Source organism: Streptomyces sp. NPDC048606, from assembly GCF_040650855.1.
GTDB lineage: Bacteria > Actinomycetota > Actinomycetes > Streptomycetales > Streptomycetaceae > Streptomyces.
Map to the genome: position 1 here is coordinate 184,378 of NZ_JBEZIB010000003.1, position 24,500 is coordinate 208,877.

Consider the following 24,500-nt stretch of genomic DNA (forward strand, 5'->3'; position numbering starts at 1 on the left):
CCCCGGGGCCCGTCGGGTCCCGTCGGGGCCGGTCAGGGCGTCTCCTCCGCGAGCGCGCCGGCGACGCGGTCGGTGCCCGGGTCCAGCAGGTCCGTCTCCTCGAACACCAGCAACGTGCGCGTGGAGAGCACCTCCGGGATGGCCTGGAGGCGGGTCAGCACGAGTTCGCGCAGGGTCCGGTTGTCCGGGGTGTGGACCAGCAGGAGGACGTCGAAGTCCCCGCTGACCAGCGCGATGTGCGCGGCGCCGGGCAGCTCGCGCAGTTTCTCCCGGACCGTCCGCCACGAGTTCTGGACGATCTTCAGGGTGATGTACGCCGAGGCTCCCTGCCCGGCCCGTTCGTGGTCGACCCGGGCGGTGAACCCGCGGATCACCCCGTCGTCGATCAGCCGGTTGATGCGGGCGTAGGCGTTCGCCCGGGACACGTGCACCTGCTCGGCCACGGAGCGTATCGACGCGCGACCGTCCGCCTGGAGCAATCGCATGATCGAGCGGTCGATCGGATCCAGGGGCCTGGGCGCGACGGCCGGTACCGGTGGGACTCCCGGGGTTTTGCCCGGCGCGACCGGTGCGGAGCCCGCTCCGGCCATTTGTTCATCCGGCATTGCCCACTGCCTCCCTCTCCTGGACGTCCTGCACCCATCCCACGGCCCCGCCGCCACTTTGTCCACAGCCTGGAGCCGCCTGTAGCCAAATTGCGCCAACGACCGAACAATCGGTAGGTGAGGCGCCTCACACCCGAGACGTCCCTGCCCGCTTCCCACGAGGAGGTGTACGCCGCCATGACGGTCCAAGAGCTGCCCGGTGCCGGTGCGTCGCACCGTGTCACCCCGCCGCCCGCCTGGAGGCCCCGTACGGAGGCCGCCCCGCTGCTTCCGGACCCGGAGCCGTACCGGGTCCTGGGCACACCGGCGGCCGACCGCCTCGACCCCGCGCTGATGCGCCGGTACTACGCCGAGCTCGTCCGCGGCCGCAGGTACAACGCCCAGGCCACCGCGCTCACCCGGCAGGGCCGTCTCGCCGTGTACCCCTCCACCGTCGGGCAGGAGGCGGCCGAGATCGCCGCCGCGCTCGTCCTGGAGGAGCAGGACTGGCTCTTCCCGAGCTACCGCGACACCCTCGCGGCCGTGGCCCGCGGACTGGACCCCGTACAGGCGCTGACGCTGCTGCGCGGCGACTGGCACACCGGGTACGACCCGCGCGAACACCGGATAGCCCCGCTGTCCACCCCGCTCGCCACCCAGCTGCCGCACGCGGTGGGCCTGGCGCACGCGGCGCGCCTGCGCGGCGACGAGGTCGTGGCGCTCGCCATGGTCGGCGACGGCGGAACCAGCGAGGGCGACTTCCACGAGGCGCTCAACTTCGCGGCCGTCTGGCAGGCCCCGGTGGTCTTCCTCGTCCAGAACAACGGCTTCGCGATCTCCGTCCCGCTGGCCAAGCAGACGGCCGCCCCGACCCTGGCCCACAAGGCCGTCGGGTACGGCATGCCGGGCCGGCTGGTCGACGGCAACGACGTGGCCGCCATGCACGAGGTCCTCACCGAGGCCGTCCAGCGCGCCCGCTCCGGCGGCGGCCCGACCCTGATCGAGGCCGTCACCTACCGGATGGAGGCCCACACGAACGCCGACGACGCCACCCGCTACCGCTCGGACTCCGAGGTGGAGGCCTGGAAGGCGCACGACCCGGTGCTGCTCCTGGAGCGCGAGCTGACCGCGCGCGGGATCCTCGACGACGCCGGCATCCAGGAGGCGCGCGACGCCGCCGAGGCCATGGCGGCCACCCTGCGCGAGCGGATGAACGCCGACCCGGTGGTGAACCCCATGGACCTCTTCGCGCACGTCTACGCGGAGCAGACCGGGGTCCTGCGCGAGCAGGCGGAACTGCTGCGCGCCGAACTGGAAGCCGAGGGACAGGCATGAGCACGGTGGCCGAGCGGACCGATCGGGCGGTGAAGCCGGCGACGATGGCGCAGGCGCTCACCCGGGCCATGCGCGACGCGATGGCCGAGGACCCGACGGTCCACGTCATGGGCGAGGACGTCGGCACCCTGGGCGGCGTCTTCCGGATCACGGACGGCCTCGCCAAGGAGTTCGGCGAGGACCGCGTGACGGACACCCCGCTCGCCGAGGCCGGGATCCTCGGCACCGCCGTCGGCATGGCCATGTACGGGCTGCGGCCGGTCGTGGAGATGCAGTTCGACGCGTTCGCGTACCCCGCCTTCGAGCAGCTGATCTCGCACGTGGCGAAGATGCGCAACCGCACCCGCGGCGCCATGCCCCTGCCGATCACCATCCGCGTCCCCTACGGCGGCGGCATCGGCGGCGTCGAACACCACTGCGACTCCTCCGAGGCCTACTACGTGGCCACCCCCGGCCTCACCGTCGTCACCCCGGCGACCGTCGAGGACGCGTATGGGCTGCTGCGCGCCTCCATCGCCAGCGACGACCCGGTGGTCTTCCTGGAGCCCAAGCGGCTGTACTGGTCGAAGGCCGACTGGTCGCCGCAGGCCCCCGCGGCCGTCCCCGGCATCGGCAGGGCGCTCGTGCGGCGACAGGGCACCGGCGCCACCCTGATCACCTACGGCCCCTCGCTCCCGATCTGCCTGGAGGCGGCCGAGGCGGCCCGCGAGGAGGGCTGGGACCTGGAGGTCGTGGACCTGCGCTCGCTGGTCCCCTTCGACGAGGAGACCGTCGTCGCCTCCGTACGCCGCACCGGGCGCGCGGTCGTGGTCCACGAGGCCGGCGGCTTCGGCGGACCGGGCGCGGAGATCGCCGCCCGCGTGACGGAGCGCTGCTTCCACCACCTGGAGGCCCCCGTGCTGCGCGTGACGGGCTTCGACATCCCCTACCCGCCGCCGATGCTGGAGAAGCACCACCTGCCCGGAGTGGACCGGATCCTGGACGCCGTGGCCCGCCTGCAGTGGGAGAACTGATGCCGCAGGTACTGGAGTTCAAGCTGCCCGACCTCGGGGAGGGGCTGACCGAGGCGGAGATCGTGCGGTGGCTGGTGGCCGTCGGCGACGTCGTCGAGATCGACCAGCCCGTCGTCGAGGTGGAGACCGCCAAGGCGATGGTCGAGGTGCCGTGCCCGTACGGGGGCGTGGTCACCGCGCGCTTCGGCGAGGAGGGCACGGAGCTGCCGGTCGGCGCCCCGCTGATCACCGTGGCGGTGGGGTCGGCGACGGCTCCCGCCGACGGGTCCGACGCGGGCCCCGGCGAGGCGGAGGGCTCCGAGAACTCGCCCCGGCCCCTGATCGGCTACGGCTCGGACCACTCGCGCCCGGCGCGTCGGCGACGGGTGCGACCCGTCACCGCCGCGGTGTCGGCGCCTGTCGCGGCCCCGGCCCCGGTCGTCGCGGCCCCGGCTCCGGCCCCCGTCGCGGTGGCCCCGGCCCCGGCCGTGGCGGCTCCCGAGGTCGTCGCCGGCCCGGTGGCGGTCATCTCGCCGCTGGTGCGCAAGCTGGCCAAGGACAACGGGCTGGACCTGCGGGCCCTGCACGGCTCCGGGCCGCAGGGCCTGATCCTGCGGGCCGACGTCGAGGCGGCCCTGGCCGCGCTCCGGGCCCCCGCGCCGACCCCCGCCCCCGCCCCCGCGGCGCAGGGCGAGCGGATCCCGCTCAAGGGACTGCGCGGGGCCGTCGCGGAGAAGCTGTCGCGCAGCCGTCGGGAGATCCCCGAGGCCACCTGCTGGGTCGACGCGGACGCCACCGAGCTGATGGCGGCGCGGGCCGCGATGAACGCCGTCGACGGCCCGAAGATCTCCGTGCTCGCGCTGCTGGCCCGGATCTGCACGGCCGCCCTCGCCCGGTACCCGGAGCTCAACTCCACCGTGGACCTGGCCGCGAAGGAGATCGTCCGGCTCCCGGCCGTCCACCTGGGCTTCGCCGCGCAGACCGAGCGGGGCCTGATGGTGCCCGTCGTCCGGGACGCGCAGACCCGCAGCCCGGAGTCCCTGTCGGCGGAGTTCGCCCGGCTGACGGAGCTCGCCCGGGCGGGGAAGCTCGCCCCGTCCGACCTCACGGGCGGCACCTTCACCCTCAACAACTACGGGGTGTTCGGGGTCGACGGCTCCACGCCGATCATCAACCACCCCGAGGCGGCGATGCTCGGCGTCGGACGGATCATCCCGAAGCCGTGGGTGCACCGCGGGGAGCTGGCCGTGCGGCAGGTCGTACAGCTGTCCCTGACCTTCGACCACCGGGTGTGCGACGGCGGTACGGCGGGCGGGTTCCTGCGCTACGTCGCCGACTGCGTCGAGAATCCGGCGGTGCTGCTGCGGGGGCTGTAGCCGCCCCCGGCGGTGCGCCGCCCCGACCCCACGCCGGCGGGGTCGGGGCGGCGCACCCGACGCTCAGGGGGTGAGGAGGATCTTGCCCACGTGCGCGCTCGACTCCAGGACGCGGTGCGCCTGCGCCGCGTCCGCCATCGGGTACCTGGCGTGCACGACCGGACGCACGCGCCCCGCCGTGATCAGGGGCCACACGTGTTCCCGTACGGCCGCCACGATCGCGGCCTTCTCCTCCAGCGGGCGGGCCCGCAGCGAGGTCGCGGTGATCGCCGCCCGCTTGGCGAGCAGCGCGCCCAGGTTCAGCTCGGCCTTCACACCGCCCTGGAGGCCGATGACCGCGAGGCGGCCGTTGACGGCCAGCGCGTCCACGTTCCGGGCCAGGTACTTCGCGCCCATGATGTCCAGGATCACGTCCGCCCCGGCTCCGCCGGTGGCGGCCCGCAGCTCTTCCACGAAGTCCTGCTCGCGGTAGTCGATGAGGACGTCCGCGCCCAGTTCCGCGCAGCGGGCCAGCTTGTCGGCGCCGCCCGCCGTGACCGCGACCCGCGCGCCCACCGCCTTGCCGAGCTGGATCGCCATCGTGCCGATGCCGCTCGACCCGCCGTGGACCAGGAGGGTCTCACCGGGGCGCAGCCCCGCGACCATGAAGACGTTCGACCAGACCGTCGCCACCACCTCGGGCAGAGCGGCGGCCGACACCAGGTCCACCCCCGCCGGGACCGGCAGCAGCTGTCCCGCCGGTACGGCGACCCGCTGCGCGTACCCGCCGCCGGCCAGAAGCGCGCACACCTCGTCGCCCACCGCCCAGCCGGACACGCCCGGTCCGACGGCGACGACGCGCCCGGAACACTCCAGGCCGGGGTGGTGCGAGGCGCCCGGCGGAGGATCGTAGAACCCCTGGCGCTGAAGGACGTCGGCGCGGTTCACGGCGCTCGCCGCGACCTCGACGAGCACCTCCCCCTGGCCCGCCACCGGATCGGGTACCTCGGCCCAGACGAGGGCCTCGGGGCCGCCGGGCTGCTCGATGGTGATCGCATGCATGGGGCGGAATCTACTCCGGTGCGCCGAAGGTGACCTGAGGGCCCGTCGGGGGCACGGCCCGGACGATGGTGATCACCCGGTCCGTCGCCTGGAGCGGGCTCGCGTGCGGGTCGTCGTAGGCGAGCAGGCGGTGTCCGCGCAGGACGCTGATGACGAGGTCCTCCGTCTCGCGCACCCCGCGCCCGACCTCCGCCTTGCTGACCGGACGCTCGATGAGGTCCAGGCCGCTGCCCTGCTGGATCAGGTCCTCCATCACGGTCCCGGCGCTCGGGCTGAGCACGGACAGGCCCAGGAGCCGTCCGGCCGCGCTCGCGCTCGTGATGACCGCGTCCGCGCCGGACTGCTTCAGCAGCGGCGCGTTCTCCTCCTCGCGGACGGCGGCCACGATCTTCGCGCCCCGGTTGAGCTGGCGGGCCGTCAGGGTCACCAGCACGGCCGTGTCGTCGCGCTGGGTGGCGATGACGACCTGGCGGGCCTTCTGGAGTTCGGCCCGCAGCAGCACGTCGGAGCGCGTGGCGTCGCCGACGACCCCGGTGAAGCCCTCCGCGTTGGCCGTGTCGATCACCTTGGCGCTGGGGTCGACGATGACGACCTGCTCCTTGGGGAGGCCGGTGGCCAGCAGCGTCTGGAGGGCCGAGCGGCCCTTCGTGCCGAAGCCCACGACGACCGTGTGCTCACGCAAGTTGTTCCTCCAGCGGTTCAGCCGCCACTCCTCCCTGGTGCGCTCGGTGAGCACTTCCAGGGTGGTGCCGACCAGGATGATCAGGAACAGCACGCGCAGGGGGGTGATCAGCAGGACGTTGACCAGCCGCGCGCTGTCGCTGTACGGGACGATGTCGCCGTAGCCCGTCGTCGACAGGGTCACGGTCGCGTAGTAGACGCAGTCGAGGAGATCGACCTGCTTGTTGGCGTTGTCGTGGTAGCCCTCGCGGTCCAGCCAGACGATCAGGACCGTGAGGCACAGCACGAACAGGGCCATCAACAGCCGTCGGGTGACCTGCCGCAGCGGTTTCTCGACCACGCGCTTGGGGAGCTTGACGCGGCGCGAGACGAGTTTCTCGTCGGCGCCCCGCGCCATGGCGTCCTGGCCGTGCAGTTTCACGTGAAACATCCCCCTGAGGCCCACGGCAGGTCCAGGATCTCCAGCTCCTGCCCGGATCGTGCGCCGTGCGCCGGTACGACGGCCAGCGCGTCGGCGGCCGCGACCCCGCGCAGCATCGCCGGGCCGTTGTACCGCAGCGGTACGGCGTGTTCGTCGGTCAGCAGTACCGGCACCAGCCGGGTGTCGTGCGGGTGGCCGGGCACGTCGCCCTCGACCGGCACCGTGTAGCGCGGGCGCTGGCGGCGGCCGGCGAGGGCGCGCAGCAGCGGTTCGCCGAGGGTGAGCAGCCCGGACACGGCGGCGAGGGGGTTGCCGGGCAGCCCGACCAGGTGGCGGCCGTCGGCCGGGTCGCCGAGGCGGGCCAGCAGCATCGGGTGCCCGGGGCGGACGGTGACCCCGTCGACGAGCAGTTCGGCTCCGGCGCGCTCCAGCACGGGGTGGACGTGGTCGACGGGGCCGGAGGCGGTGCCGCCGGTGGTGACGATCACGTCGGCGGTGGAGGAGGTGACCGCCCGCAGGAGGGCTTCGGCGCCCGCCGGGTCGTCGCCGAGCCGGCGCGTGCCGATGACCTCGGCGCCGGCGCGGGCGAGCCAGGGTCCGAGCATGGGGCTGAGGGCGTCGCGGATCAGGCCGTCGTGCGGGAGGCCCTCGGTGAGCAGTTCGTCGCCGAGGACGAGGATCTCCACGCGGGGCCGGGGCCGGGTGACCAGCTCGTCGTAGCCGGCGGCGGCGGCGAGGCCGAGGACGGCGGGGGTGACGAGGGAGCCGACGGGCAGCAGCAGGTCGCCCGAGCGGCACTCCTGGCCGCGCGGGCGGATGTCCTGGCCGGTGTTCACGGTGCGCCGGGCGTGGAGCTGGCTGCCGGTCTCGCGGGCGTGCTCGCTGCGGATCACGGCGGTGGTGTCGGCGGGGACCCGGGCGCCGGTGGCGATGCGTACGGCTTCGCCGTCCGCGAGGGGCGCGGGCGGTTCGGCGCCGGCCAGGACATCGCCGCCGGGGCGGACGGTCCAGGGGCCGGGTCCGGCGACGGCCCAGCCGTCCATGGCGGAGGTGTCGAAGGAGGGCAGGTCCCCGAGGGCGTCGAGGGGGGCGGCGAGGACCTCGCCGAGCCCGTCGGCGAGCGGCACGCGGTGGGTGCGGCCCCGGACGCCCGAACCGGCGCGCACGGCGTTCTCGCGGGCGCGCAGCCAGGGCGTGGCGCGCCGGTCGCCGCCCTCGGCGGTGTTCGGGGAGGTCCGGCTGACCAGGGCGAGGGCCTCGTCGAGGTCGCCGTCGGCGTCGGTACGGGTCATCCGGAGCCGGTCTCCTCGGGCTGGGTGGTGCCGGTGGGCGTGCCGGGCCGCGTCGCGTCGGACTCGGCGGCCCAACGCAGGGCCAGGTCGGCGGCCTTGCGGGAGGCCTCCGCGACGGCGTGGGCGGGGTCGGCGCCGGTGGCCTCGGCGCGGGCGGCCGCGTAGCCGACGAGGAAGGTCGTCAGCGGAGCGGCGGGTCGGGCGACGCCGTGGGCGGCGTCACGGGCGAGGTCGAGCAGGGTCTTGGTGTCGACGTCGAGGTCGATCCCCAGTTCGTTCTTGGCGGCGGTGATCCATTGCTCCAGCACGTCCCCATGCTCCCTGATCCGGGCGCGGGCCGCCGCCAGGTCCTCCCAGGTGTCGCAGTCGAAGGAGGCGAGCGGGGCGGCGGCGGTGACCGGGACGAGGGCCAACTCGGCGGTGAGGGCGCGCAGGGGGAGGTTGCGCAGGTCGCCGTGTTCGGCGGCGAGCAGGGCGAGTTCGCGGCGCAGGGGCTCGGCGCGGTAGGCGGCGACGAGGGGCTGGTCGCGGCCCTCGGGGTCGCGGAGCAGGGCCCCGTCCGGGCCGTCCGATCCGGTCGCCCCGCCCGGGCCGTCCGTCCCGTCCGTCGCCGCCGTCAGCAGGGCGTGGACGGTGTCCCGGTCGAGGAAGGGCAGGTCGGCGGAGAGTACGAGGACCAGTCCGGCGGAACAGCGGCGCACCCCGGCGTCCAGCGCGGCGACCGGGCCGCCGCCGGGCGGGTCCTCCAGGGCCCAGTCGACCGGGCGCGAGGTGGCCCTGCGGGTGCCGACCACGACGGTGGTGCGGGCGTCCGAGCAGGCGTCCAGGACCCGGTCGAGGAGGGCGCGGCCACCGACCGGGAGGGCGGGCTTGTCGGCCCCGCCGAGGCGGCGGGCGGCCCCGCCGGCCAGGACGATCGCGTCGTAGCTCATGCCCCGAGTATGCGGGGCCGAAGGCGCCGTCGGGGGGCGCCGCTTACCGGATCCTTACCGGCCGCGCGGGAGTCCGCCGACCGGGGCCGACCGGGGCCGGACCGACGCCGACGGGAGCCGGATCGGCGGCGGGGCGGCGGCGGGTCGTAGGCGGGCGTCGGCGGGTCGAAGCCGGCAGGGGCCGGGCCGACACCGGACCGACGTCGACCGGAGCCGGATCGGAGCCGGATCGGCGGCGGGTCGTAGGCGGGCGTCGGCGGGTCGAAGCCGGCAGGGGCCGGACCGACACCGGACGGACGCCGACCGGAGCCGGACCGGAGCCGACCAAAGCCGGATCGGAGCCGGATCGGCGGCGGGTCGTAGGCGGGCGTCGGCGGGTCGAAGCCGGCAGGGGCCGGGCCGACACCGGACAGACGCCGACGGACGTTGGAACGGAGCCGGACCGACGCCGACCGGAGCCGGATCGGCGGCGGGCGTCGGAGGGTCGGGCGGGAACGCGCGCGCCCCGCCGGAGCGGGGCGCGAGCGGAGGTGGATCGGGACTCCGGGGACCCTCGGGCCCGCGGCCCGTGCACGGACCCCCGACGGAGCGGGGCCGTCTCGTCGGGCCGCCCTTCCGGACCGCCCGACCGGCCCCACCGGGCGCCGCCCGGCCCCGCCTTCGCGGTGGCGCGGAGCCGCGGGCCCTCGGCCCCGGCGGCGATCCCGCACCCCGGTGGGATCCCCGGAGGAACTCCTAGAGGTACGGGCCGGAGCGGACCGCCCCGTGCGGGCCGTCCTCGTCGTCCTCGTGCGAGCCGCCGGGCGGCAGCGCGCGGCGCATCTGCTCCAACTGGGCCCGCGCCGCCATCTGCTGCGCGAACAGGGCCGTCTGGATGCCGTGGAACAGGCCCTCCAGCCATCCCACCAACTGGGCCTGCGCGATGCGCAGTTCCGCCTCGGAGGGGATGGCCTCCTCGGTGAACGGCAGGGAGAGGCGCTCCAGTTCCTCCACCAGCTCCGGCGCCAGGCCGTCTTCCAGTTCCTTCACCGACGCCGCGTGGATGTCCTTCAGACGGACCCGGCTGGCCTCGTCCAGAGGAGCGGCGCGCACCTCTTCCAGAAGTTGCTTGATCATGCTGCCGATCCGCATGACCTTGGCGGGCTGTTCGACCATGTCCGTCACCGGAACCTCGCGCGACTCGTCATCGGCGCCGCCGACCGCCGTCCCGTCCTGTCCCACGATCAGGACGTGCGGGGGACTGTCCTGCGACCGTTCACTCCTCGGCATCTCCATGCCGACATTCTCTCGCACACCTTCGTCCTCACACGGTGTGCCCCCGTACGGGCGTGATCCACCCTGTACGGGGCCGCCAACATCGGCGGTTCGCGCGCGGCGGCCCGCGGACCCTCAGCGGCCCCGGCGCAGCCGCACGCCCATGTAGCCGAGCCCGAGGCCCATCAGGGTCAGTCCGGTGCCCAGCGGCAGCATGTGCGCGGCGAGGTCGGCGGCGCGTTCGTTGGGCGCGGTGCCGAGCGCGGTGACGTTCTCCGGCGGTCCCGAGGGCCCGCCCGACTCCGTGCCCGACGCCGTGTCCGGCGCCCCGCTCGGCGCGGCGCCCGGCGCCGTGGCCGTGGCCGTGGCCGTGGCCGTGGCCGTCGCCGCGGGCGCGGACGGCTCCGGCCGGGTGCGCGGCGGCGTGTGCGGGTAGGGGCGCAGCGGGCGGGAGGCGGTGACCATCTCGGGGTCGGCGGGCTCGCCGGCGGCCCGTCCGGGGCGCTCCCGGCCGACGCCCGCGGCGCTGCCGGCGAGCTCCTCGTAGGCCTCTTCGGGTACGTCGGCCACCGCGACGGCGCGCGCGGGCGCGGCGGGGCCGGGGGCGCGGGCGGGGCTCGCGCTCGCGGGCGCGGAGAGCAGCAGCGCGGCCAGCGCCAGCGCGGGCCAGGCGGCCCGGCAGGACGCGCGGAGGCATGCGGTCACGGGGAGCCCTCCCGTTCCCGGCGCCCGCTGCGTAGGTGCCGAGGTTCCGGGGTACCGCGCTGTCGAGGTACCGAGGTGTCGGGGAGCCGCCCCACCGGGGCGTGGCGGTGCCGCGACGAGCTCAGATTCACATAACGGGGCAAACACGGCATCTCGGGCCGCGCGAAGGAGGGTGCGCACCACCCGCCCGGGTGCGGGGCGGCGGTCAGCGCACCCGGCCGTCGACCGGCGCGGGGTCGGGGGCGTCGGTGGCCCAGGCCAGCAGCATCCGCAGGGCGTCGTGCGAGGGGCTGCCCGGCTCGGCGGCGTACGTGATCAGGGACTGCTCGGGGTCGTCCGTGGCGCGCAGGGTCTCGTAGGCCAGTTCCACGTCGCCCACCACGGGATGGCGAAACCGCTTGGTGCCCGAGGCCTTGTCCTGCACGGGGTGCTCGGCCCACCAGCGCCGGAAGTCCGCACTCCGCATCGACAGTTCCCCGATCAGGCTCGCCAACCGGGGGTCGTCGGGGTGCCGGCCCGCGTCCAGGTGCAGGTAGGCGACGTTCTCCCGGGCGCAGGAGTCCCAGTCCGCGTACAGCTCCCGGGAGGCCCCGTCGAGGAAGGTGATCCGGGCGACGTTGCGCTCCGCCGGTTCCAGGGCCCCGTAGTCGCCGAAGAGGGCGACCGCCGCCGCGTTCCAGGCCAGGACGTCCATGCGACGGCCCATCACCAACGCCGGCATGTCCACCAGATCGTCCAACAGCCGCCGGAACATGGGGCGCACGCGCTGTGGCGGTTCGGGGCGCCGCGGGGCCTGCCGGCCGGAGGGTCGCGGCCGGGCGAGCCGGTGCAGGTGCCGCGTGGCGTCCCCGTCCAGCCGCAGGGCGCGGGCGAGGGCGTCGAGCACCGCGTCCGAGGGGTTGGACACGCGGCCCTGCTCCATCCGCGTGTAGTAGTCGACGCTCACCCCGGCCAGCTGGGCGATCTCCTCGCGGCGCAGGCCCGCGACCCGGCGCCGGCCCCCGAAGTCCGGCAGGGCGACGTCCCGGAGGTTCAGCAGGGCGCGGCGGGAGCGGAGGAACTCGCCCATGGCGATCGCTGTGCTCATACGAGGATTGTGGCCGGCCGCGGCGGTTCGATCCTGGCCCTGCCGGGGCCAGGCGACCGCGCCGCCGCGCACCGGGATCCCCCCGGTCCGCGACGGCGCGCCGGCCGTACGACCGCTACTGCGGGTCGCCCGTGGAGACGATCAGCGTGAACTCCGTGTCCGCCTTGGACACGTCCGTCCCCGAGGCGGGCAGCTGCTCCAGGACGGTGTCCTGGCCGTAGACCGCCTCGTCGCGCTCCTGGATCTCGAAGCGCCAGCCCGCGGCCTGGATGCACTCCTTGACCGAGCGCAGGTTCTTGTACCGGAAGTCCGGCGCCACGACCTTGTTCGCGTCCTTGTAGGACTTGGAGGCGTTCTTGCACTTCTCCGGGTCGATCGTGCGCGTCGGGTCCGGACCCTTGTGGCCCGGCACCGCCGACCCGGACGCGGACGCCGAGGTGGACGGCGAGGCCGTGTCGTCCTTGTCGCCCTTGTCCCCGCCCATGTTGACGACCGCGATCAGACCGCCGACGGCCAGCAGCGCCACCACGATCGCCCCGACGACGACCGGCGTGTTCCGCTTCCCGCCGGACGCCCCGCCGCCCGACGGGGCGGCGGGCGAGATGTTGAACGTCGGCGGGGTCTGCGCCGCGTACGGCTGCTGCTGCTGCGGCAGCGGCGCCGTGCCGTGCCCGGCCGGCTGCGGGTAGGCGTAACCGCCCTGCTGCGGCGGGGGCGTCGGCGCGTACGGGGAAGGCGGCGGCGTCTGCGGGGCCTGGTAGGGCTGCTGGGGCGACTGCGGGACGCTCTGGTAGCCGGAGTCCACCGGCGGGAACACGGCCGAGCCGACGCCCGCCCCGCTGCCGCCCGGCGCGGCGCCGGGAACGATCACCGGGGCGCCCGTCCCACCGGCCGACATGATCCGCAGGACCTCGTCGCGCATGGCCGCGGCCGTGGGGAAGCGCTCGTTCGGGTTCTTCTTCAGGGCCCGCGCCACGAGGGCGTCCATGGCCGGGGTGACGGAACGGTTGACGCTCGACGGGGCGACCGGCTCCTCCTGGACGTGCGCGTACGCGATCGCCAGCGGGGAGTCCGCGTCGAAGGGGATCCGGCCCGTCAGCAGCTGGAACAGCATGATGCCGACCGAATACAGGTCGGAACGGGCGTCCACGCCGCGCCCGAGCGCCTGCTCCGGCGACAGGTACTGCGGGGTGCCGACGACCATGCCGGTCTGCGTCATCGAGGTGACCCCGGACTGCATCGCGCGCGCGATGCCGAAGTCCATCACCTTGACCACGTCGCGCTTGGTCATCATCACGTTGCCGGGCTTGATGTCGCGGTGGACCAGGCCCATCTCGTGGCTGGTCTCCAGCGCGGCCAGCACGTCGGCCGTCACCTTCAGCGCCTTCTCGGCCGGCATCGCGCCGTACTGGCGGACGTCCGCCTCCAGGACGGAGCCCAGCGGCCGGCCCTCGACGTACTCCATGACGATGTACGGCATGACCGTGTTGTCCCCGGCCGCGCCGCCGCCGAAGGACACCTCGCCCTCGCCGGTGTCGAAGACCGAGACGATATTGGTGTGCGACAGTTTGGCAACAGCCTGCGCCTCGCGCCGGAAGCGCTCGCGGAAGGACGCCTCGCGCCCGAGCTCGCTGTGCAGTGTCTTGATGGCGACCTGTCGGTCGAGCGCGGAGTCGTACGCGAGGTAGACGGAGGCCATGCCCCCCTCGCCCAGCAAATCCCTTAGCTGGTAACGGCCACCGGCCAGGGAGCCGCCTGCGTACCGGCCCTGCGTGCCGTCCTGGCTCATGACTGTTGCTTCCCCTCGGGCTGTGTCCCTACGCGTCTGGCTGAGCGCATGTGGCGCCCAGTCTGCCGGAGGGCAAGCACACGTCAAGCCAGGTCCCCGTTCCGTGACCGGGCTGCTACGGGGTGCCTTTGTCCGAACGGTGACCGGTGTGGAGGCTGTAGCGTTCATCGGAGCACCCGATGAGGACCCACCGCTAGAGCGGACGAGAGAGACGACGGCGAGGACTGATGGCACCCGAACCCGAGGGAAACGGCGCCGGGATGGCCGAAGGTCCGGAGCACTGGGGCGCGGGCGGCCTCGTGGGCGACGGCCGGTACCGCCTGACGCACCGGCTGGGCCGCGGCGGCATGGCGGAGGTCTTCGCCGCCGAGGACGTGCGACTGGGCCGCACCGTCGCCGTGAAGCTGCTGCGCGCCGACCTCGCCGAGGACCCGGTGTCCAAGGCCCGCTTCACCCGTGAGGCACAGTCGGTCGCGGGGCTGAACCACCACGCGGTCGTCGCCGTGTACGACTCGGGCGAGGACCGGGTCGGCCCGAACGTCGTCCCGTACATCGTGATGGAGCTGGTCGAGGGCCGCACCATCCGCGATCTGCTGATCAGCGCCGAGGCCCCGGGTCCCGAGCAGGCGCTCATCATCGTGTCGGGCGTCCTCGAAGCGCTCGCCTACTCCCACCAGCACGGCATCGTGCACCGCGACATCAAGCCCGCGAACGTCATCATCACCCACGCCGGCGCGGTCAAGGTGATGGACTTCGGCATCGCCCGCGCCCTGCACGGCGCGCAGTCGACGATGACGCAGACCGGCATGGTCATGGGCACCCCGCAGTACCTGTCGCCCGAACAGGCCCTCGGCAAGGCCGTGGACCACCGCAGCGACCTGTACGCGACCGGCTGCCTCCTCTACGAACTCCTCGCGCTGCGGCCCCCCTTCACCGGGGAGACCCCGCTGTCGGTGGTCTACCAGCACGTCCAGGACATCCCGGTGCCGCCCTCGCGGCTCCCCGAGGGCGCCGACATCCCGGCGGAACTCGACGGTCTCGTCATGCGGTCCCTCGCCAAGGACCCCGACGACCGCTTCCAGAGCGCCGAGGAGATGCGCGGGCTCGTCCAGTACGCGCTCCAGATGCTCCAGGACCAGGGGCCGAACACCGGCACCTGGAACACCGGTCCGGTCACCATGGCGCTGCCGCACGGCCAGCCCGGCGCCGCCCCGACCGCGGCGATGCCCGCCGCGAACGGGGGCCAGTACCCCGCGCACGCGACGACCTCGCAGTTCCAGCAGCCGATGGTGCCCCCGCTGAACCCGGACGACGGCTCCGCCTTCCCCGGCGGCGGCGGACGCGGTCACGGCGGCAACGGCGGAGGCAACGGCGGTCACGGCGGCTACGGCGGCTACGACGACCGCCCGAGCGGCGGCGGACGCTGGAAGGTGCTGCTCTTCGCGCTGCTCGCGGTCCTCGCGATCGCCGGCGGTGTGGCGTACGCGGTGAAGACCGTGGGCGGCGGCAGCGGCGGTGGCGACGGCGGGAAGCCCTCCAGCAGCCAGAGCACCCCGAGCGGCGGCCAGAGCAGCCCGGACTCCACCGAGGAGACCCCCTCCTCGCAGCCGAGCACCCCCTCGGGCGGCACGCGCGAGGAGACGTACGTCCCGACGCCGAGCCGCAGCAAGTACACGCCGTCGACCAACCCGACGCCTTCGACGCCGAGCACCTCGCCGGACCCGAAGACCTCGCCGGCGACGCAGCCCCCGACGAAGGAGCCTCCGACGAAGGAGCCGCCGACGCCGCCGACGAAGGAGCCGAGCGTGCCCACCGGCGGCCAGACGCCGCCCTAGTCGGCCGTCACACGAAAGAGGGGCCCGGCGGAATCAATTCCGCCGGGCCCTTCCTTTTGTCGACACTTCGTTGAAAACCGCTGATCAGAGCGCGTGGTGGTACTGCCTGTCGTGTTGGTTCAGATTTCCGGCGAGCGTGTGCACGGTGACGAGCTGGGGTTCGATTCGCATGTACACCGGGTCGAAGACGGAGCCGTCGACGAAATGCGGTCCGGGACCGAAAAGCTCCAGCTCGGCGGTGGTCGGTTCGACGATCCGCGCGGTTCCGGTGAACTGGACGGACCACAGCGTCGGGTCCTGGGAATTGAAGTTGTCCGCCCCGTAGGCGACGACGCTCCCGTTGCAGGCCTGGTGGTAGCCGAACCCGGAGTGCATTCTCAGCACGACCCTGCCGTCCACCACGATGTGGCGGGCGAGGGCGAGGAAGGGCAGCGCGCGCATGCTGGTGGCGACTCGGCCGTAGGGCACCTGGCGCAGCAGTTCGATGGCGTGGAGTTCCTCAGGGGACATGGGACCACTCTCCACCGGCGCCCGGCGCCCGGGGAAGGGGATCCCGCCCCCATGATCAGGGACGTTGGTCCCGAATTGAACCGTGTGTCGTGTGGAACCGCGCGACCACGGTGCGCGACGGAGCGCGGCACGAGGATCACCGGAGCGCGGCCGGCGCGGGGCCGGAGTCGGGGCGGCGCGGGGCCGGAGTCGGCTCGCGCGGGCCTGGAGCGGGGCCGGAGCCGGGGCCGGCGGGCCCGGAGTCGCCTCGCGGGCGCCCGGAGCGGCGCCGGAGCCACCCGGGCGGGCGGCCGGCGCCGTGCTCCGGCGCGGCTAGCGCTTCTCGGCCTGGAGGCGCGCCACGTAGGCCGCGGCCTGGGAGCGGCGCTCCATGCCCAGCTTCGACAGCAGGCTGGAGACGTAGTTCTTGATGGTCTTCTCGGCCAGGTGCAGGCGCTCCCCGATGACCCGGTTCGTCAGGCCCTCGCCGATCAGGTCGAGGATCTTGCGCTCCTGGTCGGTGAGGTTCGCGAGGCGGTCGTCGCCCTTGCCGTTCTTGCCGTCACGCAGGCGCTCCAGCACCCGCGCGGTGGCCACCGGGTCCAGCAGCGACTTGCCGGCCGCGACGTCCCGCACGGCGCTGAGCAGCTCGTTCCCGCGGATCGCCTTGAGGACGTACCCCGAGGCACCTGCCATGATCGCGTCGAAGAGCGCCTCGTCGTCGGCGAACGAGGTGAGCATCAGGCACTTGATGTCCTCGTTCTGGGAACGGACCTCGCGGCACACCTCGACCCCGCTGCCGTCCGGCAGGCGCACGTCGAGGACGGCCACGTCCGGGCGGGTGGCCGGGATGCGCACGAGCGCGTCCGCCGCCGTACCGGCCTCGCCGACGATCTCGATGTCGTCCTCGACGGACAGGAGCTCATGGACACCCCGACGTACCACTTCGTGGTCGTCCAGGAGGAATACCGTGATTTTTCCGGTTTCACGCATGGAGTCAGTTTCACATACTCACCCCTTCCCTGGCGGAGTTACCCGGGATAACGTGCCGTTGTTCCGGCCCCCTGCAAGGCTGTGACCAGTGGTTGTTCCCGCAACCCTCGATTTAGTTGGATATCCAAGCAAAATCGCAGGTCAAACGGGGTTTCGCAGTTATGCGACGCACTGGGTAACGTGCTTTGCGCAGGGCACTCGCCGGGGCACCTGTCACGCCTGAATCCCAACGCGCCGCGCACCCACCCCGTGCGCGGGAACCGGATACAGGTGAGCCGCACTGGTCCCCGGAGAACCCGGGTGCCGGACCGACGGAGGAGCACACGTGACCGTGGAGAGCACTGCCGCGCGCAAGCCGCGACGCAGCAGCGGCACCAAGCGGGCGGCAGGCGCGGCGAGCGCCCGCAAGACCGCCGCTGCCACCGCACAGCCGCACGACGCCGAGCCTCAGCTCGTACAACTGCTGACGCCCGAGGGCGAACGCGTCGAGGTCAAGGACAATCCCGACCTCGCGGAGTTCGCGCCCTTCGTCGCGGACATCACCACCGAGGACCTGCGCGGGCTCTACCGCGACATGGTCCTGACCCGCCGCTTCGACGGAGAGGCCACCGCCCTCCAGCGTCAGGGCGAGCTGGGCCTGTGGGCCTCGCTGCTGGGCCAGGAGGCCGCGCAGATCGGTTCCGGCCGGGCCCTGCGCGACGACGACTACGTCTTCCCGACCTACCGCGAGCACGGCGTGGCCTGGTGCCGCGGGGTCGACCCGACGAACCTCCTCGGCATGTTCCGCGGCGTCAACCACGGTGGTTGGGACCCCTCCACCAACAACTTCCACCTGTACACGATCGTCATCGGCTCGCAGACCCTGCACGCCACCGGCTACGCCATGGGCGTCGCCAAGGACGGCGCGGACTCGGCGGTCATCGCCTACTTCGGCGACGGCGCCTCCAGCCAGGGCGACGTGGCCGAGGCGTTCACCTTCTCGGCGGTCTACAACTCCCCCGTGGTGTTCTTCTGCCAGAACAACCAGTGGGCCATCTCCGAGCCCACCGAGCGCCAGATGCGCGTCCCGCTGTACCAGCGCGCCCAGGGCTTCGGCTTCCCGGGCGTCCGCGTCGACGGCAACGACGTCCTGGCCTGCCTCGCGGTCACCCGCTGGGCGCTGGACCGGGCCCGTCGGGGCGAGGGCCCGACCCTCGTCGAGGCGTTCACGTACCGCATGGGCGCGCACACCACCTCGGACGACCCGACGAAGTACCGGCGCGACGAGGAGACCGCGGCCTGGGAGGCGAAGGACCCGATCCTGCGCCTGAAGGCCCACCTGCTGGCGAGCGGGGGCGCCGACGAGGCGTTCTTCGAGCAGCTGGAGGCGGAGAGCGAGACCCTGGGCAAGCGGGTGCGCGAGGTCGTGCGCGCCATGCCCGACCCCGACACCATGGCGATCTTCGAGAACGTCTACGCGGACGGGCACGCGCTCGTCGACGAGGAGCGCGCCCAGTTCGCCGCCTACCTCGCGTCCTTCGAGGAGGGCCACTGATGGCTGTCGAAAAGATGTCGATCGCGAAGGCGCTCAACGAGTCGCTGCGCAAGGCCCTGGAGACCGACCCCAAGGTCCTGATCATGGGTGAGGACGTCGGCAAGCTCGGCGGCGTCTTCCGCATCACCGACGGGCTCCAGAAGGACTTCGGCGAGGAGCGGGTCATCGACACCCCGCTCGCCGAGTCGGGCATCGTCGGCACCGCCATCGGCCTGGCCCTGCGCGGCTACCGGCCGGTCGTGGAGATCCAGTTCGACGGGTTCGTCTTCCCCGCCTACGACCAGATCGTCACGCAGCTCGCGAAGATGCACGCCCGCGCGCTCGGCAAGATCAAGCTGCCGGTCGTCGTGCGCATCCCCTACGCGGGCGGCATCGGCGCCGTCGAGCACCACAGCGAGTCCCCCGAGGCGCTCTTCGCGCACGTGCCGGGCCTCAAGGTGGTCTCGCCGTCCAACGCCTCCGACGCGTACTGGATGCTCCAGCAGGCCATCCTCAGCGACGACCCGGTGATCTTCTTCGAGCCGAAGCGCCGCTACTGGGACAAGGCCGAGGTCGACGTCGAGGCCATCCCCGGCGAGCTGCACAAGGCGCGCGTCGCCCGCTCCGGCACCGACCTCACCCTGGCCGCGTACGGCCCGATGGTGAAGGTCTGCCTGGAGGCGGCGGCCGCGGCGGCCGAGGAGGGCAAGTCGGTGGAGGTCGTCGACCTGCGCTCGATGTCCCCGGTCGACTTCGACGGGCTCCAGGCCTCCGTCGAGCGCACCCGCCGGCTCGTGGTGGTCCACGAGGCGCCGGTGTTCCTCGGCGTGGGCGCGGAGATCGCCGCCCGCATCACGGAGCGGTGCTTCTACCACCTGGAGGCGCCCGTCCTGCGCGTCGGCGGCTTCCACGCCCCCTACCCGCCGGCCCGCCTGGAGGACGAGTACCTGCCCGGCCTGGACCGGGTGCTCGACGCCGTCGACCGCTCGCTGGCGTACTAGGAGACCCGCGTCATGACGATCCGCGAATTCAAGATGCCCGACGTGGGCGAGGGCCTCACCGAGGCCGAGATCCTCAAGTGGTACGTCCAGCCGGGTGACACCGTCACCGACGGCCAGGTCGTCTGCGAGGTCGAGACGGCGAAGGCGGCCGTGGAGCTGCCCATCCCCTTCGACGGGGTGGTGCACGCGCTGCTGTTCGACGAGGGCGTCACGGTCGACGTCGGCCAGGTGATCATCTCCGTACGGACGGGTCCCGGCGGCGACGAGGACGCGGCCCCGGCCGCGCAGGCCGTCGTCGAGGCGGCCGTGCCCGCCGCTCCGGCCCCGGCCGCCCCGGCCGTGGAGGAGCCGGTCGCCGAGGGGCGCCAGCCGGTCCTGGTGGGCTACGGGGTCTCCCAGGCGTCCACCAAGCGCCGGCCGCGCAAGGCCGTCGAAGGCGCCGCCCCCGTGGTCCCGGCGCAGCAGCCCGCCCCGGCGGCCGCGCCGGTCGCCGCCCCGGCCGCGGCCCCCGCGACCGCCGTGCTCAACGGCAACGGGCACGTCGCCGGCGAGCGCCCGCTGGCCAAGCCGCCGGTGCGCAAGCTCGCCAAGGACCTCGGCATCGACCTGGCCGCGGTGGTCCCCACCGGTGACGGCGGGGTCGTGACCCGCGAGGACGTGCACGCGGCCGCCGCCGCGGCGCTCGCCCCGCAGGCCGCCCCGGTCGCCGAGGCCCCGGCCGCCGCGTCGGCGCCCGTCGCCGCTCCGGTCGCCGCCGCCGCGGTCTCCGCGCCGTCCGAGGGGGCGGCCCGCGAGACCCGGATCCCCGTCAAGGGCGTCCGCAAGGTCACCGCGCAGGCCATGGTCACCTCGGCCTTCACCGCGCCGCACGTCACCGAGTTCATCACCCTCGACGTGACCCGCACGATGAAGCTCGTCCAGGAGCTGAAGGACGACCCGGACCTCGCGGGGCTGCGGATCAACCCGCTGCTGCTGATCGCCAAGGCCGTCCTGATCGCCATCCGCCGCAACCCGGACGTCAACGCGTCCTGGGACGAGGCGGCCCAGGAGATCGTGCTCAAGCACTACGTCAACCTGGGCATCGCGGCCGCCACCCCCCGCGGGCTGATCGTGCCGAACATCAAGGACGCGCACGCCAAGACCCTCGGCGAGCTGTCGACGGGCCTGTCCGAGCTGGTCGCCACGGCCCGCGAGGGCAAGACCTCCCCGGCCGACATGCAGAACGGCACCATCACCATCACCAACGTCGGCGTCTTCGGCGTCGACACCGGTACGCCCATCCTGAACCCCGGCGAGTCCGCGATCCTCGCGGTCGGCGCGATCAAGCTCCAGCCGTGGGTCCACAAGGGCAAGGTCAAGCCGCGCCAGGTCACCACGCTGGCGCTGTCCTTCGACCACCGCCTCATCGACGGCGAGCTCGGCTCGAAGTTCCTGGCCGACATCGCCGCCGTCCTGGAGCACCCGCGCCGACTGGTCACCTGGTCCTGACCCGGTAGTCGCCGCACCCGGGGGCCGGTCCCGCACGCACGTGGGGGACCGGCCCCGTGCGTGCGGGCACCCCGGCGCCCCGTACGGGCCGGCGCCGACGGACCATGAAATCCCTGGCCGGAGACGTCGTCCGGTGTGATCATCGGCCCATGCGATTCCGCCCTGCCACCGCAGACCCCACCGACCTCGACCGCGCCCTGGCCCACCCGGCCGACGGCCCCGTCGAGGCCCTCCCCGCCGACCGGATCCGCGAGGAGCTCGCCGAGAACCGCCTCCGCCCCGAGTGGACCTGGTTCGCCGAGGACGAGGACGGCGAAGTGCTCGCCCGCGCCCTGTGGTGGGGCCGCGCCGACAGCGAACGCCCCATCGCCCTCGACTGCCTCCAGGTCCGCGCCGGCGTCACCGACCCGGCGGCCGTCGCCGGCGCCCTGCTCGCCGCCGGACACGAGGCCTTCGGCAAGCGCCCCGGCTACAACGTCTCCCTGCCCCGGGGCTGGCGCGAGGACCCCGCCCTGGCCGAGGCGGTGGCCTGGCGCCGGGAGGCCGCGCACCGCACCGGCCTGACCCGCGAGATCGAGCGCCTGCGCTACGAGTGGACCCCCGCCGCCGGCACCACCGCCCCCACCGGCGCGCTCGTCTTCCGCGAGGGCACCGACGAGGAGTTCCTCGACGCCTTCGTCCGGCTCTCGCGCGGCAGCCTCGACCTCGCCACCCGCCACGAACTCGCCTCCATGACCGAGGAGGAACTCGCCCGCGAGGACTTCGAGTTCTACCGCGACTGCCCCGGCGAACGCTCCTGGTGGCGCCTGGCCCACCTGCCCGACGGCACCCTCGCCGGGATGGCGATCCCCTCCGCGACCCCCTACCACCGCAACGTCGGCTACCTGGGCGTCGTCCCCGAACTGCGCGGCCGGGGCCTGATCGACGAGATCCTCGCCGAGATCACCCGCTTCCACGCCGCCGAGGGCGCCGAACGCGTCACCGCGACCACCGACACCGTCAACCTCCCGATGGCCGCCGCCTTCGACCGGGCCGGCTACGAGGTCACCGAGATCCGTCTCGTCCTGGAGGCCCCGCCCGGGCCCTGACGCGCGGTAGCCTCCCGGCATGCCGATCGCCGAGCTTCAGGTGTACGCCGTGGAGGAGTCCGACGCCGGCGGCGGGGTCTGCCTCGTCCGGTGCGTCGGCGGCGTGGCGCGCACCGGACAGGTGTACGCGGCCGGGGAGTACCGGGTCTGGCTCCGCGCCATGGAGCGCTACGGCCGCACCGTCGACTTCTTCGACGCCGGCCACACCGCCAGGGTCCGCCTCGCCGGCCCCGTGGTCGCGCTGCTCAGCCGGGGACAGGTGCTCACCTCCGTACCGCCCGACGGGCACACCCTCCCCGAGCTGGAGGCCTGGCTCGCGACCGACCCGCCGCTGCGCGACGAGCCGCGCCCCCGGACCCTGCGCGGCCTCGCCCTCGCCGGGATGCGCGACGAGCGGCTGCCGCGGGAGGTCCGGCTGCGCTGGGGCCGGATCGCGCTGGAGGCGGCGGACCGCTGCGCCCGGTGGGAGGACGCCTCCGCGCCGGCGCGCGGCGTCGAGCTCGCCTGCGTACGGGGCTACCTGCTGCGGGAGTTCGGCCCCGGGCCGGGCGGCGATCCGGCCGAACTGTGCCGGGAGGTGCTCGCCCTGATCGACCTCACCCCGCGAGAGGCGGCCGAGCAGGCCCGCGCCTGGCGGGACCTGCCCCGGCCGCGGATCGTGCACCTGCGCCGGATCAAGGGGCTGCTGCGGTGGACGGACGCCGCCCGGCCGCACCTGCCGGAGGGGGACGCGCTGACCGAGACCGTCGACGCCTGGGCACGGGTGCGCGCGGGTCTGCCGTAGCCGACCCCGGCCCGCTCCGCTCCGCTCCGTCCCGCCGGCTCAGGCCTTGGCGGCGCTGCCGAGCACCTTGGTCGGGGTGATGCGCACGACCACGCGTACGGCCCCGTCCGAGGTGTCCTGGTACTCCTTGGCGGCCTCCGCCCCGACGTACTCGGTGGCGATGCGGGCGGCGACGGCCCGGTCCGCGTCCTCCGTGAGCGTCGCCGAGCCGCGGATCTCCGCGTAGAGGTAGGGGTCGGCCAGGTCGAAGACCGTCAGCCCGACCCGGCCGTCGCGGGCGATGTTGCGGGCCTTGGCGCGGTCGCGCTCGGTGGAGATCAGCAGCTCGTCGCCGTCCCGGCTCACCCAGATCACCGAACTCTGCGGGCTGCCGTCGGGGTTGAGGGTGGTCAACACCGCCGGGTGGGGGGTGTCCAGCAGGCGGCGCACGGCGTCGTTCAGCACAAGGGTCATGCGGCCGAGGGTAGTTCGGGACCGAGCCCGACACCGCTCCTTTCGAGCCGGCCGCGAGGGGGGTGGAAGTCCGCTACCGCCAGGGGATGTTGCGCCACGGACCGGCGGGGTCGGTGGTCAGCGTCAGGTGGGTGGCGAGGGCGCCGGTGTACCACTCCCCGAACGCCTCCTCGTCGAAGTGCAGACACCGGCCCAGGGCGTACCCGGCGGAGAACTCCTCCCACGACCGGTACGTGCGCCGCGCGGCCTCCCCGGCGCGCAGCACCCCTCGCTCCGCCTCCTCCAGGTCGCCGTAGCGGGCGCCGAGTCCCCAGCGGGCCATCTGGGAGGCCCGCCCGATGTCCCAGGCCTCCACCGAACGCACCCAGCCGTCCTCGGGGAGCAGCCCGTCGGCCCGGAAGCGCTGCTCGTAGCGGGCGATGCGGCCGATCAGCCGGCGCACCCCGGCGATCTCGCCCTCCACCTCGGCGCCGGGGCGCGGCCGGGCGAGGGTGACCCCGTCGGGGGTGAGCCGCGGTTCCGCGGACAGCTCCGCGCTGCGGCGCAGGGCCGCCTCGGCGGCGTGCCTCCAGTGCTCGGTGTCCACGGGCCCGGCGAAGTCGGAGGCCAGGACGCGGCGCACGCGCAGGGCGTACTCCCAGACCGGGCTGACGACGCGGGCGGTCAGCAGCTGCTCCAGGGTGTGGAGCCAGCCCTCGCGGTCGGTGATGTCCCAGCTGTCGCGCAGGCGGGCGCGCTGACGGCCGTAGCCGTTGCCGTGGTAGGCGAGGGCGTTCCAGAACTCCCCGTTGGACACGGCCATGTGGGCTCCCACCGCCAGGCCGTGCGCGACCGCCCCGTGCAGGGGGCCGCCGGTGAACAGGGCGTGGACGCCGCCCGGCGGCAGCCCGAAGGAGGGCGCGGCCTCGGCGTGCGCGCGCCAGCGGGCCAGGTCGGCGGGGGTGGTGGTGAGGTAGGCCTCGCAGGGCGTGCCCGGGTTCACCGCGAGGTGGGCGGGGTCGGCGGGGGTCCACACCTTCGCGAACCAGCCCAGGCCCTGGGACTCGTAGACCGTCTCGGGGGTGGGCGCGGGAAGGGTCCCGGCGGTCTGGACGACGAGGGCGCCCCGCGGGGTCGGGAAGAAGCGGACGCTGCCGGGCTCGGCGTCGGCCCGCGCGCGGGGCTGCGCGAGGAAGAGCCGGGCCCGCGCGAGCGCGTCCAGGTACGCGCCCCAGTCGCCGCGGCACTTCGCCCCGTACAGCTCTCGCTCGATCGCGCTCGGCGCCGTCCAGCCATCCATACGGGGACCCTATCGGGACGCTCCCGCAGGCCCCTCCGCCCGCCCGGTCCGCCCGCCGGTCGCCCGGACGCGGCGTACGACCCCCGTG

Annotated in this window: 22 protein-coding genes; 9 read left to right on the forward strand and 13 right to left on the reverse strand. The window is 74.1% G+C overall.

Annotated elements, in window-relative coordinates:
* Nucleotides 1-32 precede the first annotated feature (32 nt).
* Complete coding sequence (locus AB0D01_RS04960; protein WP_363053595.1) at nucleotides 33-605, reverse strand: Lrp/AsnC family transcriptional regulator; 573 nt, start codon at nucleotides 603-605, stop codon at nucleotides 33-35.
* 177 nt (nucleotides 606-782) lie between these two features.
* Between AB0D01_RS04960 and pdhA (AB0D01_RS04965) the strand changes: the two genes are divergently transcribed.
* From pdhA (AB0D01_RS04965) to AB0D01_RS04975, 3 genes are read left to right on the forward strand one after another with little or no spacing between them, the layout of a single operon-like run.
* Complete coding sequence (gene pdhA / locus AB0D01_RS04965) at nucleotides 783-1,919, forward strand: pyruvate dehydrogenase (acetyl-transferring) E1 component subunit alpha (protein WP_363053740.1); 1,137 nt, start codon at nucleotides 783-785, stop codon at nucleotides 1,917-1,919.
* The gene (locus AB0D01_RS04970) at nucleotides 1,916-2,932 is read left to right on the forward strand and encodes an alpha-ketoacid dehydrogenase subunit beta (protein ID WP_363053596.1); all 1,017 of its coding nucleotides are present in this window, start codon (nucleotides 1,916-1,918) and stop codon (nucleotides 2,930-2,932) included. The genes pdhA (AB0D01_RS04965) and AB0D01_RS04970 overlap by 4 nt, the downstream gene beginning before the upstream one ends.
* Complete coding sequence (locus tag AB0D01_RS04975; RefSeq protein WP_363053597.1) at nucleotides 2,932-4,287, forward strand: dihydrolipoamide acetyltransferase family protein; 1,356 nt, start codon at nucleotides 2,932-2,934, stop codon at nucleotides 4,285-4,287. The genes AB0D01_RS04970 and AB0D01_RS04975 overlap by 1 nt, the downstream gene beginning before the upstream one ends.
* Nucleotides 4,288-4,350: 63 nt before the next feature.
* Here the strand turns inward: AB0D01_RS04975 and AB0D01_RS04980 are convergent, their stop codons facing one another.
* The 8 genes from AB0D01_RS04980 to AB0D01_RS05015 form a co-directional block, all read right to left on the reverse strand.
* A complete protein-coding gene (locus AB0D01_RS04980) occupies nucleotides 4,351-5,328 on the reverse strand; it encodes an NAD(P)H-quinone oxidoreductase (protein ID WP_363053598.1) in 978 nt (325 codons plus the stop codon).
* A 10-nt stretch (nucleotides 5,329-5,338) separates the two neighbouring features.
* A complete protein-coding gene (locus AB0D01_RS04985) occupies nucleotides 5,339-6,439 on the reverse strand; it encodes a potassium channel family protein (RefSeq protein WP_363053599.1) in 1,101 nt (366 codons plus the stop codon).
* Entirely contained in the window at nucleotides 6,427-7,722 is a 1,296-nt protein-coding gene (locus tag AB0D01_RS04990) for a molybdopterin molybdotransferase MoeA (RefSeq protein WP_363053600.1), read from the reverse strand. Before AB0D01_RS04990 ends, AB0D01_RS04985 begins: the two co-directional genes overlap by 13 nt.
* A complete protein-coding gene (locus AB0D01_RS04995; RefSeq protein ID WP_363053601.1) occupies nucleotides 7,719-8,654 on the reverse strand; it encodes an NTP transferase domain-containing protein in 936 nt (311 codons plus the stop codon). Before AB0D01_RS04995 ends, AB0D01_RS04990 begins: the two co-directional genes overlap by 4 nt.
* A gap of 735 nt (nucleotides 8,655-9,389) precedes the next feature.
* On the reverse strand, nucleotides 9,390-9,929 hold the full coding sequence (locus AB0D01_RS05000; protein WP_363053602.1) for a bacterial proteasome activator family protein: 540 nt from the start codon (nucleotides 9,927-9,929) through the stop codon (nucleotides 9,390-9,392).
* A 114-nt stretch (nucleotides 9,930-10,043) separates the two neighbouring features.
* Nucleotides 10,044-10,613, reverse strand: a complete 570-nt coding sequence (locus AB0D01_RS05005) for a hypothetical protein (RefSeq protein ID WP_363053603.1) — start codon at nucleotides 10,611-10,613, stop codon at nucleotides 10,044-10,046.
* A gap of 205 nt (nucleotides 10,614-10,818) precedes the next feature.
* On the reverse strand, nucleotides 10,819-11,700 hold the full coding sequence (locus AB0D01_RS05010; protein WP_363053604.1) for a helix-turn-helix transcriptional regulator: 882 nt from the start codon (nucleotides 11,698-11,700) through the stop codon (nucleotides 10,819-10,821).
* 115 nt (nucleotides 11,701-11,815) lie between these two features.
* On the reverse strand, nucleotides 11,816-13,489 hold the full coding sequence (locus AB0D01_RS05015) for a protein kinase (RefSeq protein ID WP_363053605.1): 1,674 nt from the start codon (nucleotides 13,487-13,489) through the stop codon (nucleotides 11,816-11,818).
* A gap of 227 nt (nucleotides 13,490-13,716) precedes the next feature.
* On the opposite strand from AB0D01_RS05015, the gene AB0D01_RS05020 reads away from it, so the two are divergent.
* Complete coding sequence (locus AB0D01_RS05020) at nucleotides 13,717-15,324, forward strand: protein kinase (protein ID WP_363053606.1); 1,608 nt, start codon at nucleotides 13,717-13,719, stop codon at nucleotides 15,322-15,324.
* An 84-nt stretch (nucleotides 15,325-15,408) separates the two neighbouring features.
* Here the strand turns inward: AB0D01_RS05020 and AB0D01_RS05025 are convergent, their stop codons facing one another.
* Together AB0D01_RS05025 and AB0D01_RS05030 are read right to left on the reverse strand one after the other, a co-directional pair.
* Nucleotides 15,409-15,834: a pyridoxamine 5'-phosphate oxidase family protein gene (locus tag AB0D01_RS05025; protein WP_363053607.1), complete on the reverse strand. Its 426-nt coding sequence runs from the start codon at nucleotides 15,832-15,834 to the stop codon at nucleotides 15,409-15,411.
* Nucleotides 15,835-16,146: 312 nt separating this feature from the next.
* A complete protein-coding gene (locus tag AB0D01_RS05030) occupies nucleotides 16,147-16,806 on the reverse strand; it encodes a response regulator transcription factor (protein ID WP_363053608.1) in 660 nt (219 codons plus the stop codon).
* Between the two features lie 325 nt (nucleotides 16,807-17,131).
* Here AB0D01_RS05030 and pdhA (AB0D01_RS05035) point away from each other — a divergent pair, with 325 nt between their 5' ends.
* From pdhA (AB0D01_RS05035) to AB0D01_RS05055, 5 genes are all read left to right on the forward strand, one after another.
* Complete coding sequence (pdhA, locus tag AB0D01_RS05035; protein ID WP_363053609.1) at nucleotides 17,132-18,340, forward strand: pyruvate dehydrogenase (acetyl-transferring) E1 component subunit alpha; 1,209 nt, start codon at nucleotides 17,132-17,134, stop codon at nucleotides 18,338-18,340.
* Nucleotides 18,340-19,320 carry an alpha-ketoacid dehydrogenase subunit beta gene (locus AB0D01_RS05040; protein ID WP_363053610.1) on the forward strand — a complete coding sequence of 327 codons (981 nt, stop codon included), beginning with the start codon at nucleotides 18,340-18,342 and terminating at the stop codon, nucleotides 19,318-19,320. The genes pdhA (AB0D01_RS05035) and AB0D01_RS05040 overlap by 1 nt, the downstream gene beginning before the upstream one ends.
* 12 nt (nucleotides 19,321-19,332) lie before the next feature.
* A complete protein-coding gene (locus AB0D01_RS05045; protein WP_363053611.1) occupies nucleotides 19,333-20,808 on the forward strand; it encodes a dihydrolipoamide acetyltransferase family protein in 1,476 nt (491 codons plus the stop codon).
* A 149-nt stretch (nucleotides 20,809-20,957) separates the two neighbouring features.
* Entirely contained in the window at nucleotides 20,958-21,896 is a 939-nt protein-coding gene (locus tag AB0D01_RS05050; protein WP_363053612.1) for a GNAT family N-acetyltransferase, read from the forward strand.
* Between the two features lie 19 nt (nucleotides 21,897-21,915).
* Nucleotides 21,916-22,680 (forward strand): hypothetical protein, encoded by a 765-nt coding sequence (locus AB0D01_RS05055; protein WP_363053613.1) that lies wholly within the window; start codon nucleotides 21,916-21,918, stop codon nucleotides 22,678-22,680.
* A gap of 39 nt (nucleotides 22,681-22,719) precedes the next feature.
* On the opposite strand, the gene AB0D01_RS05060 is transcribed toward AB0D01_RS05055, so the two are convergent.
* The gene (locus tag AB0D01_RS05060; protein WP_363053615.1) at nucleotides 22,720-23,133 is read right to left on the reverse strand and encodes a PPOX class F420-dependent oxidoreductase; all 414 of its coding nucleotides are present in this window, start codon (nucleotides 23,131-23,133) and stop codon (nucleotides 22,720-22,722) included.
* Between the two features lie 73 nt (nucleotides 23,134-23,206).
* Entirely contained in the window at nucleotides 23,207-24,412 is a 1,206-nt protein-coding gene (locus AB0D01_RS05065) for a DUF1266 domain-containing protein (protein ID WP_363053616.1), read from the reverse strand.
* Nucleotides 24,413-24,500: the final 88 nt, after the last annotated feature.

What these genes read in the sequence shown, in the direction of transcription:
- AB0D01_RS05045 (WP_363053611.1), top strand. Translation starts at nt 19,333, where the DNA reads ATGACGATCCGCGAATTCAAGATGCCCGACGTGGGCGAGGGCCTCACC.
- AB0D01_RS04970 (WP_363053596.1), top strand. Translation starts at nt 1,916, where the DNA reads ATGAGCACGGTGGCCGAGCGGACCGATCGGGCGGTGAAGCCGGCGACG.
- AB0D01_RS05025 (WP_363053607.1), bottom strand. Translation starts at nt 15,834, where the DNA reads ATGTCCCCTGAGGAACTCCACGCCATCGAACTGCTGCGCCAGGTGCCC.
- AB0D01_RS05030 (WP_363053608.1), bottom strand. Translation starts at nt 16,806, where the DNA reads ATGCGTGAAACCGGAAAAATCACGGTATTCCTCCTGGACGACCACGAA.
- AB0D01_RS04975 (WP_363053597.1), top strand. Translation starts at nt 2,932, where the DNA reads ATGCCGCAGGTACTGGAGTTCAAGCTGCCCGACCTCGGGGAGGGGCTG.
- AB0D01_RS04990 (WP_363053600.1), bottom strand. Translation starts at nt 7,722, where the DNA reads ATGACCCGTACCGACGCCGACGGCGACCTCGACGAGGCCCTCGCCCTG.
- AB0D01_RS04960 (WP_363053595.1), bottom strand. Translation starts at nt 605, where the DNA reads ATGCCGGATGAACAAATGGCCGGAGCGGGCTCCGCACCGGTCGCGCCG.
- AB0D01_RS04980 (WP_363053598.1), bottom strand. Translation starts at nt 5,328, where the DNA reads ATGCATGCGATCACCATCGAGCAGCCCGGCGGCCCCGAGGCCCTCGTC.
- AB0D01_RS05015 (WP_363053605.1), bottom strand. Translation starts at nt 13,489, where the DNA reads ATGAGCCAGGACGGCACGCAGGGCCGGTACGCAGGCGGCTCCCTGGCC.
- AB0D01_RS05065 (WP_363053616.1), bottom strand. Translation starts at nt 24,412, where the DNA reads ATGGATGGCTGGACGGCGCCGAGCGCGATCGAGCGAGAGCTGTACGGG.
- AB0D01_RS04995 (WP_363053601.1), bottom strand. Translation starts at nt 8,654, where the DNA reads ATGAGCTACGACGCGATCGTCCTGGCCGGCGGGGCCGCCCGCCGCCTC.
- AB0D01_RS05020 (WP_363053606.1), top strand. Translation starts at nt 13,717, where the DNA reads ATGGCACCCGAACCCGAGGGAAACGGCGCCGGGATGGCCGAAGGTCCG.
- AB0D01_RS05010 (WP_363053604.1), bottom strand. Translation starts at nt 11,700, where the DNA reads ATGAGCACAGCGATCGCCATGGGCGAGTTCCTCCGCTCCCGCCGCGCC.
- AB0D01_RS05000 (WP_363053602.1), bottom strand. Translation starts at nt 9,929, where the DNA reads ATGGAGATGCCGAGGAGTGAACGGTCGCAGGACAGTCCCCCGCACGTC.
- AB0D01_RS05055 (WP_363053613.1), top strand. Translation starts at nt 21,916, where the DNA reads ATGCCGATCGCCGAGCTTCAGGTGTACGCCGTGGAGGAGTCCGACGCC.
- AB0D01_RS05050 (WP_363053612.1), top strand. Translation starts at nt 20,958, where the DNA reads ATGCGATTCCGCCCTGCCACCGCAGACCCCACCGACCTCGACCGCGCC.
- AB0D01_RS05060 (WP_363053615.1), bottom strand. Translation starts at nt 23,133, where the DNA reads ATGACCCTTGTGCTGAACGACGCCGTGCGCCGCCTGCTGGACACCCCC.
- AB0D01_RS04985 (WP_363053599.1), bottom strand. Translation starts at nt 6,439, where the DNA reads ATGTTTCACGTGAAACTGCACGGCCAGGACGCCATGGCGCGGGGCGCC.
- AB0D01_RS05040 (WP_363053610.1), top strand. Translation starts at nt 18,340, where the DNA reads ATGGCTGTCGAAAAGATGTCGATCGCGAAGGCGCTCAACGAGTCGCTG.
- pdhA (WP_363053740.1), top strand. Translation starts at nt 783, where the DNA reads ATGACGGTCCAAGAGCTGCCCGGTGCCGGTGCGTCGCACCGTGTCACC.